Source organism: Streptomyces malaysiensis subsp. samsunensis, from assembly GCF_024519315.1.
Lineage (GTDB): Bacteria > Actinomycetota > Actinomycetes > Streptomycetales > Streptomycetaceae > Streptomyces > Streptomyces malaysiensis.
This window is the reverse complement of record NZ_JANIIC010000082.1, coordinates 1-15,925: the sequence shown is the minus strand read 5'-3', so window position 1 is coordinate 15,925 and position 15,925 is coordinate 1. Positions and strand designations below refer to the sequence as shown.

Sequence of the window (15,925 nt, the reverse complement as noted above, 5' to 3'; positions counted from 1 at the left end):
ATGAAGATGTCTTTCCGCTCTTCGAAATTCCAGGGGTGGGTGAAGAGCGGCCGTGAACAGAGAACCAGCACAGGAGGAGGGTCCATTGCCCGACGTACAGCTCGTACTGCGCTCAACGCGCGTCATCACCCCTGACGGCACGCGCCCCGCGTCCGTCACCGTGGCCGACGGCCGGATCGTGGACGTGCTCCCGCACGACGCCGAGGTGCCGGCCGGAGCCCGGCTGGAGGATGTCGGCGACGACGTCCTGCTGCCCGGACTGGTCGACACTCATGTGCACGTCAACGACCCGGGACGCACCGAGTGGGAGGGCTTCTGGACCGCGACGCGCGCAGCGGCGGCCGGCGGCATCACCACCCTCGTCGACATGCCCCTCAACTCCCTCCCGCCGACAACGACCGTCGACCACCTCCGTACGAAGCGGGAGGTCGCCGCAGCCAGGGCACATGTAGACGTGGGCTTCTGGGGCGGCGCGCTCCCTGACAACGTCAAGGACCTGCGGCCGCTGCACGACGCGGGCGTCTTCGGCTTCAAGGCGTTCCTGTCGCCGTCGGGCGTGGACGAGTTCCCGGCACTCGACAGGGAGCAACTGGACCGGTCGATGATGGAGATCGCCCGCTTTGGCGGACTGCTGATCGTCCATGCAGAGGACCCGCACCATCTGGCCTCCGCTCCGCAGCAGGGCGGCCCGAAGTACGCCGACTTCCTCGCCTCGCGCCCGCGTGGCGCCGAAGTCACGGCCATCACGACCCTGATCGAACGGGCGAGGCGGCATGGCGTCCGTGTGCACGTGCTCCACCTGTCGTCGAGCGACGCGCTGCCGCTGATCGCCGGGGCCAGACGGGAGGGCGTGGCCATCACGGTGGAGACCTGCCCGCACTACCTGACGCTGACGGCCGAGGAAGTCCCGGACGGCGCCAGCGAGTTCAAGTGCTGCCCGCCCATCCGCGAGGCCGCCAACCAGGATGTGCTCTGGCAGGCGCTGGCCGACGGCACGATCGACTGTGTGGTCACCGACCACTCCCCGTCCACGGCCGACCTCAAGACCGACGACTTCGCCACCGCCTGGGGCGGTATCTCCGGCCTCCAGCTCAGCCTGTCGGCGGTATGGACCGAGGCGCGGAAGCGGGGCCACGATCTCCAGGACGTGGTCCGCTGGATGTCGACAGCTACGGCACGGCTGGTGGGCCTGGACGCACGCAAGGGTGCCATAGCGGCGGGCCGGGACGCCGACTTCGCCGTGCTCGCCCCCGACGAGACGTTCACCGTCACCCCCGCGGCCCTCCAGCACCGCAACCGGGTCACGGCGTACGCCGGCAGGACCCTGTACGGCGTGGTCAGATCCACCTGGCTGCGTGGCGAACCCGTCGTCGCGGACGGCGAGTTCACCGAACCGAAGGGCCAACTCCTCACCCGGCCCTCCTGATGCCCATTCCGCACCTCCGGCGGTCCACACCGAAAGGCAGACCTGATCACAGTGACGGCGATACCGACTTTCACCGGCGACGCGAACCCCTACGGAGGCGGTGATCCCTACGCGGACTACCGCACCGCCGACTTCCCCTTCACTCACCACGCCAACCTCGCCGACCGTCGACTGGGTGCCGGAGTCATCGCCGCCAACGACGAGTTCTTCGCCCAGCGCGAGAACCTCCTCGTGCCCGGGCGTCCCGAGTTCGACCCCGAGCACTTCGGGCACAAGGGCAAGATCATGGATGGCTGGGAGACGCGTAGGCGCCGCGGTGCCTCGGCGGACCACCCGTGGCCGACGGCCGAGGACCACGACTGGGCGCTGGTCCGGCTCGGCGCCCCGGGCGTCGTGCGGGGCGTCGTGGTCGACACGGCCCACTTCCGCGGCAACTACCCCCAGGCCGTGTCGGTCGAGGGCGTGTCCTTCCCCGGCACCCCGTCCCCGGAGGAACTCCTCGCGGACAACGTGAAGTGGACCACGCTCGTCCCCCGCACTCCGGTCGGCGGCCACGCGGCCAACGGCTTCGCCGTGTCCGTCGAGCAGCGCTTCACGCACCTGCGTGTGAACCAGCACCCCGACGGCGGCATCGCGCGCCTCAGGGTCTACGGCGAGGTCGTCCCGGACCCCGCGTGGCTCGCCGCGCTCGGCACTTTCGACGTCGTGGCCCTGGAGAACGGCGGCCAGGCGGAGGACGCGTCGAACCTCTTCTACTCGCCCGCCACGAACTCCATTCAGCCGGGCCGGGCGCGGGTGATGCACGAGTGCTGGGAGACCCGCCGCCGCCGGGACCGGGGGCACGACTGGATCCGCTATCGGCTGGCCGCCCAGTCCGAGATCCGTGCGATCGAGATCGACACGGCGTATCTGAAGGGGAACGCCGCGGGGTGGGCTTCGGTGTCGGTACGCAACGGCGAGAACGGGGAATGGGCCGAAGTCCTGCCGCGCACCCGTCTCCAGCCCGATACGAACCACCGCTTCGTCCTCGGCACGGCGGCCATCGCCACACACGCCCGCATCGACATCTACCCCGACGGGGGCATCGCGCGGCTGCGGCTGCACGGTTCCCTGACGGAGGAGGGCGGGGCGCGACTGGCGGAGCGGTACCAGACGCTCGGCAGATGAGCCCCGGCGGTCAGGCCGGGTGTCCGTGGTCCACCGCCGGTTCGTGCCAGGAGGACCGGCTCGACAGACACCTCCGACCGGCCTTCCACGCCCGGCAATGCTGTTCGGGGTTGTCGGTGAAGGAGGCATGGCGGGGGCGCCAGCCGAGGAGGCGATGGGCCTTGGCGCTGGACACGAGCTCGTCCTGGTCGGCGGCCACCTGCATCATGCCGCCCGCCTCCGCGGGCTCCAAGGTGATCTCACCGGTGCATCCGGCGGCACGGACCGCGACACGCTGCACATCCAAGGCCCTCGGACGCTGGTCGTCGGCGATGACGAACACTTCGCCGTCGACCGCCGCCGGGTTGTCGAGGATGCGGACGTAGGCATCGGCGAGGTCGTCGACATGGACCCAGCTGTAGTGCTTGGAGGTGTCGCCGTAAAAGACGGGTTCTCCGGCCTCGGCCGCGGCGAACCACTGCCCGCTCAGGGAGGTGGTGGCCGGACCGCCGGATACGAAGCCGGGGCGTACGACGGTGTGGGCAAGTGTGCCGGCGGCGAGTTCCTCTTCCAGCAGGAGACGGAAGCCGAGAGGGCTTTCGGGGTTGCCGGGGCTGTTCTCGTCCATGAGGGCCAGGCGCGTGCGGCCGTAGGCGGATATACCGGTCGTGTAGGCCGGGTGGTGACGGCGTCTCAGTCGCTTCTGCGAGGAGACGAGTTCGGCGAACAGCCGGCGGTCGCGACCGATGGAGTCGTCCATGTCCATGAGGAGATGAACGATGGCGTCCGTGCCGTCCAGATAGCCGCGCCAGCTGTCGGGGCGGCGAAGTCGCCCTTTACCGGGGTGTCCCGCCCGCGGCCGCGTCCTCCCCGGGGCGCTCCCCGAGCCGCCCGTCGATGTCCACCGGTACGTCGATGGGAGAGAACACGCGCTGGTGGCCGCCTGAGCCGGATTGGCGACGAGCGTCGCCGCCAACGAGGCCAGGGTGGCCACCGAGGCGCCGAGCATCACAGACAGACGTTTGCGGTTGAAACTTCCTCCGCGCATGAGGACCTCTTGATTCTTGAGTAAGCGGTTCCGGTCGGCCCCGTCAGAGGCTGCCCGGACTGTCGATGTGGTGCGTGCGGTTCGTAGCGTTCCGTGGCCACAGGGTCGGCCCCTCGCGGCTTCTCGGTCCGGCAAGACCTTCTGACGCGCCGGTGGCGGCAGCTCGTGCGTGACGATGGGAAGACTGGTGCGGCCATGGCATATGCACATGCGGCGTACTCCTTGCGGCTCGACCGTTCCGGTGGGCGTGGCCCGGAGGCGTCCTGCTGTGCGAGTGGAGCGTGGAGCAACGGCGATGTGTTCGCGATATCGAACAAGGGTCGAAGTATCGGGCAACCTGGATGGTAGGGGACCGGTGAACGGCGTCAATACCTCTCGCAGGATTCGCGGGCGACGCCGGAATGTCCCGCGGGGCTTTGTCGGGGAAACGCCGCATGTCACGTCCATCGGATGACCGGGCTGGGCGGAGGATCGCCTCCGTGCTCGAGGGCCGGGCCGAGGAAGCCGGGTGGTCGCCGGACAAGGTTCAGCGAATGTCTGCCTTGTCCGAAAGCGACTCCCCGCCTGTGGGGCAGCCTTGCGCGCCGTACGAAACGCCCACGAGCCTTGGGTGAGTGGGCGGATCGGCGGGGGCGCTGATGGGAGGGGCGTGCGGTGAGTGTGGCCTGTACCGAAATCCGCACCGGGGATGGCGCTCGTGGCCGGCACGGTGCTCGTCGGCCGATCCGGGTCGTCCGGTGGCCGGTTCCGGGCCGCGCGGCCGGGTGGTGGTGTCGAGCGTGAGTCCGGCTCGGTGGTGGGGTTCTGCCGTGTTCGGTGCCGGCGGACCGACCGAACGGCACCACCGGTCGAGCGTGGGGCTGACGAACTGGGCGGTCGATCGCGGTCGAGCTGGGTGGCTGTCCGCCGCGCGGCTGTGCCACCGTCTGCGGCCACCGCGGGCCGGTCCCGCCTGCTACGGCCGTTGAAGGCACCGGCGGCACCGGACAGTTGCCCCGCGAGTTCGGGGGCGGAGAGTTCGCCTTCCGCCGGTGCCCGTGGCCCGGTCACGGGACGGGGTGAACCAGGCCACGGGAGTCCTGGATCAGTAGCCGTAGACCATCTTGTAGGCGGCCTCGGGGAGGAATTGTCCGGCCGAGGAGCCGGCTCCGACGCCGCAGTTGCCATCGGACTCGCCCGGGGTCTTGATCCACAAAAGCATCTCGGCGCCTCCGCCCAGATGGGTGGGGGTGCCGATGCGGCGGCCCGAGGGGTTGCACCACTGGCCGTTGGAGCCGTTGCCGTTGCGGCTGGTGTCCACGACGAACGGCTTGGTGTAGCCGTAGCGGGCGTTGAGTTCGCTGGTGACGGCGTTGCCGTAGGCGGTGTTCTCGTTCGTGGTGAAGTAGTTGGAGACGTTGAGGGAGAAGCCGTGGGCCTGTCGGAGGCCGGCTTCGTGGAGGCGCCGGGCCATGGTCGCCGGGTCCGCCCAGCCCGGGTTGCCGGCGTCGAGGTAGACCCAGGTGTTGGGGGCCTGGCGGCTGAACTGGGCGAGGGCATCGGTGAGCATGCCCTCGCGTTCGTCGATCTGGGCCTGGGTCATGCAACCGTAGTCCCCGAGGGAGTCCGGTTCGAGGATGACGCCAGCCGGACGGTTGGTGATCCCGCCCGCGAACTGGGCGATCCAGGTCGCGTAGGCGGACGGCGAAGCGGCCCCGCCCGCGGAGTGCCCGCCGCAGTAGTCGCGGTTGTATATGTTGTAGGCCACGAGGATGGGCAGTTTGTCCCCCTGGTCCGCGGCGCCCGCGTACGCGCCGGTGGCGGTGCCGATGGTGCCGCTCCAGGAGCCGAACCAGTGGGCCATGGGGGTATTGGCGATGGAGGCGTTGATCGCGGACGCCCGGCCGTCGCCGGGATTGGCGGCGACCCACCTCTTCGCGCTGGAGTCGGGGTCCACATAGAACCCGTTGGTCATGGTGGTCGGGTCGGCCGCGTGGGCGGACGGCGCGATGGCGAGCGCCAGCGGCAGCGCGAAGAGCGCGGCCAGCAGGGCACGGAGTCTGTGGCGCATGACGGTACCTCGGTTTCCTGACAGGGGTGTGCCGCATGCTCTCGGTCACGAGCGAGCGACACGCTGAGGAAGTGCGGTGGTACGAGGCCCTCTTGTGCCGGCGACTCTCCGGCAGGGATGACGGGGCCGAAGGTCGGCAACGAGTATTGGGAGCGCTCCCACTGGAGGCGCTCCCAACGACGCTGAGAGCACGTGAGGTGTGGCCCGTATCGTGTTGCGGGCTGGTCAAGCTGTCAAGGGTCGCCGTACAACTCGCCCTTCACGGAGCGGGAACAAGGCTCTACAGTCTCATAATTGGAAGCGCTCCCAACCTTCGAGGCGACCGAACTCGCCGGCGTCTCCCGTTCCGTGACCTCCCGCGTGATCAACAATGCACCGCACGTCAGCCGCGCCAAACGCGAGGCGGTCGGGCGGGCCGTCGGGCAACTCGGTTACGTACCCAATCCGACCGCCCGCGCTCAGGCCACCCGCCAGACGGGAGCCGCTGGCCTGGTCGTCTCGGGAGAGGATCCGTCGATCTTCGCGGATCCGTCCTTCGCCCAGGTGATCGTGGGAGCGTCGGCCGCTCTGGAGGAGGCCGACCTGCACCTGATGCTGTGCCTTGCCGCTTCCGACCGGAGCCGTACGCGGGTGGGGGAGCTCCTGCCGCGATCTGCGGGCGTCTGGACACCGAGGTCGGACGCGCCCGGTAACGCGGCTACCGGGACGCCATGCCGGCGGCCGGCCTTGATCCGATTCCGCCGCAGGAGGGGGACTCCATCGAGCCCAGCGGAGCCGCCGCCATGGCCCCGCTGCTGGCGAACACCCCGACGTGGACGGGGTGTTCGCCGCCAACGACAACATGGGCGCGGGAGCGCTGCGAGCGTTGCGCGAGGCAGGCCGACTGGTTCCCGCCGGCGTCGTCGGCTGGCTGCGAACAGCCAGGGTCGCGGGGTTCACGGCGGATAGACCGCCCTCGGGGGAGATCATGGATTGAGATACGGTCTTTCGCCATGCGCGCGTAGGACGCAAGCGACGACGCCGAGGAGTTGATCCGCCAGTGGCGTTCCTTGCCGATGTCGAACCACACGAACGCCTTGTTCAGCCGAAATATTGTCTTCAGTGTCGGGACGACGCCGACGATCCAACGCGCTCCTGCCCGGTCCTGAACTGGAACACGCAGTGGCGAATGCGGTGAGCGTCACCAGCAGCACCGTTGCTACGCCTGCGATTACCTCCGCGCCGACGTCTCTTCGCGGGGCGGCGCCGTGGAGGCGCGCACCACGAGTTCGGTGGCGAGTTCGATGTGGTGGGACTCGACTTTTTCGCCGTTGGCCAGTCGGAGGGCGGTGCGCAGGGCGGCACCGCCCATCTCCCGTAGCGGCTGGCGCACGGTGGTCAGTGGTGGTGAGGCCATCTGGGCGAGGCTTGTGTCGTCGAAGCCGACCACGCTCAGGTCTTCGGGGATGCGCAGGCCTCGGGCGCGGGCGGTCTCGATGACACCGAGGGCGATCTCGTCGTTGCCGGCGAAGATCGCCGTCGGTGGCTCAGGTAGGTCCAGGAGCGCCGCGGCGCCGAGCAACCCGGTCTCGTACGTGAATTCTCCGGGCTGGACGTAGGCGTCGGGTACCTGCGCTCCTTCCGCCTCCATGGCGGCGCGGTAGCCGTGCATGCGTGCCTGGTTGCATACGGCCATGGTCGGCCCGCCGAGATAGGCGACGCGGCGGTGGCCCAGGAAGAGCAGGTGCTGGGTCGCGGCCAGGCCGCCGGCGAAGTTGGTCGCCCCGACGCTGTTGACCCGGCTGTCCGGCAGGTGCAGTGGGTCCAGCACAACCAGCGGCAGCCCGGCCCGGGCCAGTTCGTTCAGGTGCGCTGTGGTGTACACGCTGGTGACCGCGATGACGGCGTGGCGCCCGGCTGAGACCAGGTCCCGCGCCCAGTGTGGGGCGCGGGACGCCTTGCTGATCACCACCGAGGCCCCCGATTCGGCTGCGGAGTCGACGATGCCTTCCAGGGCCTCGGCCACGTACGACTTGAGGCCGCCCTGGAACTGCACCTCGATGGTGGGGCTTTCGATGGCCTCGGTGTGGCGGAACACGGGCGCGAGGTAGCGGTGCTGATGCAGCAGTTCCTGCACCCGGGCGCGGGTCCGCGGCGCCACGTCGCCGCGGCCGTTGACCACTTTGGACACGGTCGCGACGGAGACCCCAGCCGCTTGGGCGATGTCCGCCAAAGTGGTGCGCCTGGCGTTCGGTCGCATCGGTTCCTCCCAGCTGTACGTCCACCGGTGCGGTGAGCCGCCGGTCGGGTCGGCAACGCGGGTGGAACCGGTCATCGGTACGGCAACCTGGCACGGAGCTCGTCCGGGGAGGCGCCGACGGGCCCCTCGGCCTCGATACGTCCGACGATCTGCGTGCGCTCGTACCCGACTCCAGCCGTACCCGGGCGAAGCGGTGCATCGATCCGGTCCGGCGTCGGCGGCACCGGGCCCCGCCGCCGCGGCATGACCTGCGCCGACAGTGTGTCAGCCGCGGCCATCACATCGTCCCCCACCCTCAATCAGCCTGTTTCGAAAAACTTTCGGTCCCTGCCGAGGTTTCTCAAGGTCCGTTCTCGCCCGATACTACGCGGCTGTCTCCTGTCCGGCAGCGTGCCTGCACATGTCTTGACAGGGCATCAGCCCGAAACCTAATTTGCACGAACGGAACTCGAAGAAGGATTTTCCGAAAAGTTTTCACTATGGCTCACGAGAAGCCGATGGCTCTCGAGTGCGGAGAAAAACATGGCGATCCCTCTCTCTCGGCGTACCCTCCTCGGCCTGGCCGCCGGCGTGCCGGTTTCCGCTGCGCTGGCGGCCTGCGGCTCGTCCGGTCCCGGCAAGAGCGGTGGTGGGGCCACGTACTGGTACCTGAGCGGCCAGCCGCAGGAAGGCGTCAGAGCCGGCGCGGTGGACGCGTTCAACAAGGCCCACCCCAAGGAGCAGATCAAAGACACCACCTTCCAGAACGACGCGTACAAGACGAAGATCAAGACCGCCATCGGTGCCGGGCAGGCGCCCACCCTCATCTGGGGCTGGGGAGGCGGGACGCTGCGCACCTACGTGAAGGCGGGCCAGGTCGAGGACCTCACCTCGTGGTTCGACGAGCACTCCGAGGTCAAGAAGCGGTTGTTCCCGTCCTCGTTCGCCGCGGCAACCGTCGACGGCGCGATCTACGCGATGCCGTGCGAGAGCGTGCAGCCGATCATCCTCTATTACAACAGGAAGGTCTTCGACCAGGTCGGCGTGGAACCACCGCAGTCCTGGGACGACATCATGGCGCTGGTGCCCAAGTTCAACGCGAAGGGCATAGCACCGTTCTCCCTCGGCGGCCAGTCCCGGTGGACGAACATGATGTGGCTGGAGTTCCTGTTCGACCGCATCGGCGGTCCGGAGGTGTTCCAGGCCATCATCGAGGGCGAGAAGAACGCCTGGTCCCATCCGGACGCCATCACCGCGCTGACCAAGGTGCAGGATCTGGTCAAAGCCCACGGGTTCATCAAGGGCTTCTCCTCGATCACCGCGGACTCCAACGCCGACCAGGCGCTGCTGTACACCGGCAAGGCCGCGATGATGCTGCACGGCTCCTGGTCGTACGGCATCCAGCAGGCCGAGGGCGGGGACTTCGTCTCCAGCGGCGCGCTGGGCTACATGACCTTCCCGCCCGTTGAGGGCGGCAAGGGCGATCCGAGCGACACCGTCGGCAACCCCGCCCAGTACCTGTCCATCTCCTCGAAGGCCAGCGCCGAGCAGAAGAAGATCGCCAAGGACTTCTTCGCCACAGGCGTCCTCCAGGACGACGAGGTGAAGCAGTGGATCGACAACGGGTCGGTTCCGATCCGGCTGGGCACGGAGAAGCTGCTGGCTGCCTCCAAGAGCGCCGATTTCCTGCAATTCACCTACGACATCGCCAGCAAGGCCAAGGTGTTCGGCCAGTCCTGGGACCAAGCGCTCAGTCCGACGGCCGCCGAGACCCTGCTGGACAACATCGTCAAGTTGTTCCAGCTGTCCATCTCGCCGCAGCGGTTCGCCCGCAACCTCAACGCGGTCACCGGCAAATGAGCTCGCACACCGGCCATCCGCCGCGTCGCGCACCGCGCAGCATCCTGCCATGGCTGGCCACGCCGGCGCTGGTGGTCTTCGTCGGCTTCGCCGTGCTTCCGCTCGTCGGTGTCTTCGCGCTGAGCTTCACCACATGGGACGGGATCGGCGCCATCCACCCGTCGGGGCTGACCAGCTGGCGTGCGGTGCTCACCGACCCCGGGCTGCCGCACGCCCTCTGGGTGACATTCCTGGTGATGGCCGTGTCCTGGGCCGTTCAGACCCCGCTGAGCATTCTGCTCGGCACGTTCATGGCCGGCCGCCAGCGCTACCGTGCGGTGCTGGGCGTGGTGTACTTCATCCCGCTGATGCTCAGCTCCGCGGCGATCGCGATCGCGTACAAGGCTCTGCTGGACCCCAACTTCGGGCTCGGTGCCGGGCTGAAGATCCAGGCGCTCAGCCAGGACTGGCTGGGGCGGCCCGGGCTCGCGTTCGGGGTCGTCATCTTCATCGTCTCCTGGCAGTTCATCCCGTTCCACTCACTGATCTACCAGGGCGGTGTCCAGCAGATTCCGAAGTCCCTTTACGAAGCGGCGCAGTTGGACGGGGCAGGACGGATCCGGCAGTTCTTCAGCATCACGCTGCCTCAGCTGAAATACACCATCATCACCTCGTCCACGCTGATGGTGGTCGGGTCGCTGACCTTCTTCGACCTCATCTTCGTCCTGACCGAGGGCGGCCCCGGAGACGCCACCCGGGTCCTCGCACTGGACATGTACAAGCGGGGATTCCAAGCCAGCCTGATGGGACCGGCCAGCGCCATCGCGGTCATCCTCGTCCTGGTGGGTCTGACCCTCGCCCTGCTGCTGCGCCGGCTCGGGGGCCGGGACGCCGGTGCGAGCCAACTCGAGGGGGCCTGACATGTCCACCACGCTGACCGAGTCGCGACGACCGCGGAAGGCCATCCACCGGGAGCGGCGACGCCCCTCCCGTCAGGCGGCGCGCCGACGCAACTGGGTCGGCGGCCTGGCCGGATGGCTCTGGCTCGTCATCGTCGCCGTACCCCTGTACTGGACCCTCATCACCAGCCTCAAGGCCCAGAGCCGCTACTACGCGAGCAACCCGCTGGTGCCTTCGGGCGACCCCACGCTGGAGAACTACCGGTTGGTCATCGAGTCCGACTTCCTGCGCTATTTCGTGAACAGCGTCGTGGTCACCGCAGGGGCCGTGGTGCCGGCGGTCGTGTTCTCCTTCATGGCCGCCTACGCGATCGTACGTGGTTGGCGCATGCGAGTCCTGCGCGCGATGAACGGGCTGTTCCTCACGGGTCTGGCCATCCCGCTTCAGGCGACGGTGATCCCGGTCTACCTGATCATCATCAGACTGCATCTGTACGACAATCTGCTGGCGCTGATCCTTCCGTCGATCGCCTTCGCCATCCCGCTGTCCGTGCTGGTGCTCGCCAACTTCATCCGCGACGTGCCCAACGAACTGTTCGACTCGATGCGGGTCGACGGCGCCACCGAATGGACGACACTATGGCGGCTGGCGGCACCGCTCACCCGACCGGCCATCCTCACCGTGACCATCTTCAACGCACTGACCATCTGGAACGGATTCCTGCTGCCGCTGGTCCTCACTCAGAGCCCTGACCGCCGGACCCTGCCGCTCGCGCTGTGGACGTTCCAGGGCCAGTACGGGGTCAATGTCCCCGCCGTTCTCGCCGCCGTCGTCCTCACCACACTGCCCGTCCTGATCCTGTACGCGTTCGGCCGCCGCCAGCTGCTGAGCGGTCTGACCGCCGGATTCAGCCGTTGATCGGTGTCGGCGCCGACGCTGCTCGTACGTCCCGACTTCGGCCGGCACCTCATCCACCAGCTCGGGCAGGACGACCTGCGTCAACCCTGGAAGCAGCGGCAGCCTCGCCCTCCCGATGGGCGTGCGAAGCGGATTCGGGCCGATGCCGGCGCCTGGACGCGATCTGCCCCGCCTCGAGCACTGCTCGTCTACCTGTTCGCCCGTCGCGCCCTGGTCAAGGGTCTGATGGGCGTGGGAGGAAAGTGAACGCGAACGTGGCCGTAGAGAACACCCCCGAAAAGTCCCTCTGGAACGACCCCACCGTTTCCGTCACCGCGAGGGTCGACGCCCTGATCGACGCGATGACCCTTCAGGAGAAGACCGCCCAGCTGTACGGAGTGTGGGTGGGCGCCTCCGAGCAGGGCGGTGAAGTGGCCCCCCATCAGCACGACATGGAGGAGGCCGTCGATCTCGATGCTCTGCTGCCCACCGGACTGGGCCAGCTGACCCGGCCCTTCGGCACGGTCCCCGTCGACCCCGCCCTGGGTGCGCTCTCCCTGGCCCGCACCCAGACCCGTATCGCCGCCACGAACCGGTTCGGCATCCCCGCTCTCGCGCATGACGAGTGTCTGGCCGGCTTCGCCGCCTGGGGGGCGACGGCCTACCCCGTTCCGCTGTCCTGGGGCGCCACCTTCGACCCGGACACGGTGCGGCGCATGGGCGCCGCCATCGGCCGCGACATGCGTGCCGTCGGCGTCCACCAGGGACTCGCGCCCGTCCTGGACGTTGTGCGCGACGCCCGCTGGGGCCGGGTCGAGGAGACCATCGGCGAGGACCCGTACCTCGTCGGCACCATCGGGACGGCATACGTGCAGGGCCTCGAGTCCGCCGGGATCGTCGCCACCCTCAAGCACTTCGTCGGCTACTCGGCCTCCCGCGCCGGTCGTAACCTCGCCCCCTCCTCCGTGGGCCCGCGTGAACGCGCCGACGTTCTGCTGCCTCCCTTCGAGATGGCGATCCGTGAAGGCGGTGCCCGGTCGGTGATGAACGCCTACACCGACACCGACGGGATGCCCTCCGCGGCCGACGAGGATCTGCTCACCGGGCTACTGCGTGACACGTGGGGCTTCGACGGTACTGTCGTCGCCGACTACTTCGCCATCGCCTTCCTGAAGACCCTGCACGGCATCGCAGCCGACTGGGTCGGCGCCGCCGGCACGGCGCTGCGCGCGGGCATCGACGTCGAACTGCCCAACGTCAAGACGTACGGCGCGCCCCTCACCGAGGCCGTCGCCGACGGCCGCATACCGGAGGCGTTGGTCGATCGCGCCCTGCGCCGGGTACTCACGCAGAAGGCGATGCTCGGCCTGCTCGACCCGGACTGGAACCCCCTACCGGCCGCGCTCGACAAGGCCGACCTGGCCGACCCGGCCGCCCTGCGCGGCCGGATCGACTTGGACGGTCCGGAGAACCGCGCGCTGGCCCGCACGGTTGCCGAGGAAGCGGTCGTGCTGCTGAGCAATGACGGCGTCCTGCCGCTCGCGAGGCCGCGCCGCATCGCCCTGCTCGGTCCCAACGCCGACGAGCCCACCGCCGTACTGGGCTGCTACTCCTTCCCTCAGCACATCGGCGTCCGCCACCCCGGGACCCCACTCGGCATCGAGCTGCCCACCCTGCGCGACACTCTCGCCGCCGAGTTCCCCGACGCCGAGATCACGGTCGCCCGCGGCACCGGCATCGACGACGGAGATCTCTCCGGCATCCGTGAGGCCGCCCAGGTGGCACGCGAAGCCGACGTCGCCCTGGTGGTGCTCGGCGACCGCGCCGGGCTCTTCGGGCGGGGCACCAGCGGCGAGGGATGCGACGCCGAGGCGCTGGTGCTGCCCGGTGCGCAGCAGCACCTGCTCGACACTCTGCTCGACCTGGAGACACCCGTGGTCACCGTGCTGCTCGCGGGACGGCCGTACGCCCTCGGCCGCGCCGTGGAGGAGTCCGCCGCGATCGTGCAGTCCTTCTTCCCGGGGGAGGAGGGCACGCACGCGATCGCCGGGGTGCTCAGCGGCCGCGTCAATCCCTCCGGACGTCTCCCGGTCAGCGTGCCGCACAGGCCGGGCTCCCAGCCGGCCACGTACCTCGGGGCGCGGCTCGCCCACGCCAGCGAGGTGTCCAACATCGACCCGACTCCCGCGTTCGCCTTCGGCCACGGCCTTTCCTATACGCGGTTCGACTGGGCGGACCTGACCGTGGACGTCCAGGAGGCGCCGACGGACGGCGAGTTCACCCTCGCCTTCACCGTCCGCAACTCGGGCGGGCGGTCCGGAACCGAGGTCGTCCAGCTGTATCTGCATGACCCGGTTGCCTCCGTCGTCCAGCCGGTGCAGCGCCTCGTCGGCTACACCCGCGTCGAACTGGCGCCGGGCGAGGCCCGCCGGGTCCGTGTCACAGTCCCGGCGGACGTCGCTTCCTTCACCGGACGTGACGGCCGGCGCGTCGTCGAACCGGGCAAGCTGGAGGTGCGGTTGGCCGCCTCCAGCGCGGATCGGCGCCTGACGGTCAGGGTCACGTTGACCGGAGCCGAGCGCCAGGTGGATCACACGCGCCGCTTGCACGCCACGTTCGGGCAGGAGCCGGTGGCCCGGGCATGAGCCGGGTGTGCGCAGCGCGCGTCGCGGCAGCGGCGGCGCTGCGCACACGGGACCGCGCGGTCAGGCATGTGGTCACCCGTGGGTGGCGGCCACCAGGTCCAGCACGTCGCGGCTGATCTCGCGCATGGAGCTGCTGCCGTGCAGTACGCAGCCGTCCGTTCCGGCGACCCGCAGGTCGATGTCGAGCCCGTCTACGGTGTCGAGGTCGAAGCCGTTGTCGAGCAGGCGGATGAACGGGCCGATCGCGCATGAGGCGTTGTTGTCCTTCGCACGGGACAGCAGCAGGGCGCTGCGTCCCTCGACGTCACGGAGGTTGACGTCGTTGCCGGGCGTCGCGCCGCGTATGGCCGTCCGCGACCCGCGCTTGAATGGTAGGAGAGGCACAGATATGCCTGCGGGCTCGAGGGCAGCTGGAGCCCAACCGTGCATCCCCTTGGGGGTGTTAGCTCCCGGAAATGAGGGTTCGGCCCGGTGGGGCGCGCCACGGTGACGACGCCATGATGATTCGTCGCCGGGGCCGCTGTGGCGGCCGCCACGCTGGCAACCGTCGGTCTTGTGGGCTCCGCTCCCTCGAACATCCTCGCGTGACCGCGATGCGAACCAGGCCGGTGCCCACCGCGTAATCGGCTTGGAAGTAGCGCAGAAGCAGGTCGTGCGTCTCGTCGTCGAGCGGCACTGTGCCGGCGGCACTGGCCGGTACCTGCTCAAAGTCACCTGTCATGGCGTGCGCGGCGACATACAGGCGGCATACCATCTCGACGGCTGTGCTGACGGTGATAACAGTGGGCTCCGACGACTGCGGACGATGCGATAGCCTGCGTCGCTGCGTGGTCACGGTTGCCAAGCCTCTCCCGAAGAGTCCAGATGCGCCGCGTGGACGAGTCCGGAGATGCGGCATGGCGGCCCGCTTGTGGCATTCGGCGAGACGCGGGTCCACCATAGTCGGGCCGCGCTACTTCCGTCTCCTCCGGGCGGTGTCCGGCGGTTGGTCTGGCTGACAGCGGCTGGTGCCGGTGGATCCCAGCTGTCTTCGCCAGTTCTCGGTGCGTTCGGCGCGGGCCAGCACATCCTCCGGCAGGCCGAGGTTGATCGACAGCCGCCTCATCGCTGATTCGGTGTCCCTCGCGACGGGGTCAGCATTCGATGACGTTGACGGCAAAGCCGTCGTGCGACGGCTGGCACGGCGCGTAAGGCGCCGCTGGATCTGGTGATGCGAGCCCGAATGATCGAGCTGAGCTGGGCGGGCGTGCGGGTGTAGGCCATCGCTGCTGAACTGGCCTGCCGCCGGAAGATGGTGCGGCGGTGGGTGCACCGCTTCAACCATTCCGGCCTGCAAGGGCTGGAGGCTCCGATGGAAGCGCATCGGAGTACGCATCGCCCGCAAAGGCATCGAGTCCAGTGAACGATGAGGGCGACACCCGGTGGGTCATCGAGCGCACCATGTCGTGGCTGTCCGGATACCGCCGACTCAGCCCCCGCTACGAACGCAATCCCCGCAACTATTTGGCCTTTCTCGCACTCGCCGCCACCCTGTGCTGCTACAAGAGACTCGTCCGCCTCACCACATAGGACACGGTGTTAGCGGAAGGTGCCCCACCAGCCTTTGTGGAGGTTCGGCCACGTGTGTGGTCAGCCGACGGGCCTCGGAAAGCTCCTCGACCGAAGCCGGCTCATCATGGAACACCCGCTCGGCGATCAGCACCCGGCCGCCGTCGGGGAGGGCGGCAGCGCAGGTATGCAGAATGCGCACGGCGCC

The 15,925-nt window shown here is 68.9% G+C and carries 10 protein-coding genes and 4 pseudogenes; 9 read left to right on the top strand and 5 right to left on the bottom strand.

Annotated features, from left to right (window positions below):
- Positions 1–85: 85 nt before the first annotated feature.
- Together allB and alc are read left to right on the top strand one after the other, a co-directional pair.
- The gene (gene allB, locus NQU54_RS42645; RefSeq protein ID WP_257635682.1) at positions 86–1,426 is read left to right on the top strand and encodes an allantoinase AllB; all 1,341 of its coding nucleotides are present in this window, start codon (positions 86–88) and stop codon (positions 1,424–1,426) included.
- A 51-nt stretch (positions 1,427–1,477) separates the two neighbouring features.
- Positions 1,478–2,593 carry an allantoicase gene (gene alc, locus NQU54_RS42640; protein ID WP_257635681.1) on the top strand — a complete coding sequence of 372 codons (1,116 nt, stop codon included), beginning with the start codon at positions 1,478–1,480 and terminating at the stop codon, positions 2,591–2,593.
- A gap of 10 nt (positions 2,594–2,603) precedes the next feature.
- Here the strand turns inward: alc and NQU54_RS42635 are convergent, their stop codons facing one another.
- Together NQU54_RS42635 and NQU54_RS42630 are read right to left on the bottom strand one after the other, a co-directional pair.
- The gene (locus NQU54_RS42635; protein ID WP_257635680.1) at positions 2,604–3,620 is read right to left on the bottom strand and encodes an NAD-dependent epimerase/dehydratase family protein; all 1,017 of its coding nucleotides are present in this window, start codon (positions 3,618–3,620) and stop codon (positions 2,604–2,606) included.
- Positions 3,621–4,704: 1,084 nt separating this feature from the next.
- Complete coding sequence (locus NQU54_RS42630; RefSeq protein ID WP_257635679.1) at positions 4,705–5,670, bottom strand: glycoside hydrolase family 6 protein; 966 nt, start codon at positions 5,668–5,670, stop codon at positions 4,705–4,707.
- Positions 5,671–5,964: 294 nt separating this feature from the next.
- Here NQU54_RS42630 and NQU54_RS42625 point away from each other — a divergent pair.
- Positions 5,965–6,601: pseudogene (locus NQU54_RS42625) on the top strand (LacI family DNA-binding transcriptional regulator); the annotation flags it as partial.
- Between the two features lie 279 nt (positions 6,602–6,880).
- Here NQU54_RS42625 and NQU54_RS42620 read toward each other — a convergent pair.
- Complete coding sequence (locus tag NQU54_RS42620) at positions 6,881–7,909, bottom strand: LacI family DNA-binding transcriptional regulator (RefSeq protein ID WP_257635702.1); 1,029 nt, start codon at positions 7,907–7,909, stop codon at positions 6,881–6,883.
- 528 nt (positions 7,910–8,437) lie between these two features.
- On the opposite strand from NQU54_RS42620, the gene NQU54_RS42615 reads away from it, so the two are divergent.
- From NQU54_RS42615 to NQU54_RS42600, 4 genes are all read left to right on the top strand, one after another.
- The gene (locus NQU54_RS42615) at positions 8,438–9,748 is read left to right on the top strand and encodes an extracellular solute-binding protein (protein ID WP_257635701.1); all 1,311 of its coding nucleotides are present in this window, start codon (positions 8,438–8,440) and stop codon (positions 9,746–9,748) included.
- Entirely contained in the window at positions 9,745–10,647 is a 903-nt protein-coding gene (locus NQU54_RS42610; RefSeq protein ID WP_257635678.1) for a carbohydrate ABC transporter permease, read from the top strand. Before NQU54_RS42615 ends, NQU54_RS42610 begins: the two co-directional genes overlap by 4 nt.
- 1 nt (position 10,648) lies before the next feature.
- Positions 10,649–11,545 (top strand): carbohydrate ABC transporter permease, encoded by an 897-nt coding sequence (locus NQU54_RS42605; protein WP_257635677.1) that lies wholly within the window; start codon positions 10,649–10,651, stop codon positions 11,543–11,545.
- 242 nt (positions 11,546–11,787) lie between these two features.
- Positions 11,788–14,169, top strand: coding sequence for a beta-xylosidase/alpha-l-arabinosidase (locus NQU54_RS42600; RefSeq protein ID WP_257635676.1), 2,382 nt, complete (start codon positions 11,788–11,790; stop codon positions 14,167–14,169).
- A 75-nt stretch (positions 14,170–14,244) separates the two neighbouring features.
- On the opposite strand, the pseudogene NQU54_RS42595 reads toward NQU54_RS42600, so the two are convergent.
- A pseudogene (locus tag NQU54_RS42595) lies at positions 14,245–14,526 on the bottom strand (fumarylacetoacetate hydrolase family protein); the annotation flags it as partial.
- 934 nt (positions 14,527–15,460) lie between these two features.
- On the opposite strand from NQU54_RS42595, the pseudogene NQU54_RS50370 reads away from it, so the two are divergent.
- A pseudogene (locus NQU54_RS50370) lies at positions 15,461–15,508 on the top strand (hypothetical protein); the annotation flags it as partial.
- 7 nt (positions 15,509–15,515) lie between these two features.
- Positions 15,516–15,738: pseudogene (locus NQU54_RS42585) on the top strand (IS5/IS1182 family transposase); the annotation flags it as partial.
- Here the strand turns inward: NQU54_RS42585 and NQU54_RS42580 are convergent.
- A partial coding sequence (locus NQU54_RS42580; RefSeq protein WP_257635674.1) for a hypothetical protein occupies positions 15,728–15,925 on the bottom strand: 198 nt, incomplete at its 5' end. The pseudogene NQU54_RS42585 and the gene NQU54_RS42580 overlap by 11 nt on opposite strands.

Excerpts from the sequence above, each read along its gene's own strand:
- NQU54_RS42620 (WP_257635702.1), bottom strand. The coding sequence starts at position 7,909 with ATGCGACCGAACGCCAGGCGCACCACTTTGGCGGACATCGCCCAAGCG.
- NQU54_RS42605 (WP_257635677.1), top strand. The coding sequence starts at position 10,649 with ATGTCCACCACGCTGACCGAGTCGCGACGACCGCGGAAGGCCATCCAC.
- NQU54_RS42635 (WP_257635680.1), bottom strand. The coding sequence starts at position 3,620 with ATGCGCGGAGGAAGTTTCAACCGCAAACGTCTGTCTGTGATGCTCGGC.
- NQU54_RS42630 (WP_257635679.1), bottom strand. The coding sequence starts at position 5,670 with ATGCGCCACAGACTCCGTGCCCTGCTGGCCGCGCTCTTCGCGCTGCCG.
- NQU54_RS42610 (WP_257635678.1), top strand. The coding sequence starts at position 9,745 with ATGAGCTCGCACACCGGCCATCCGCCGCGTCGCGCACCGCGCAGCATC.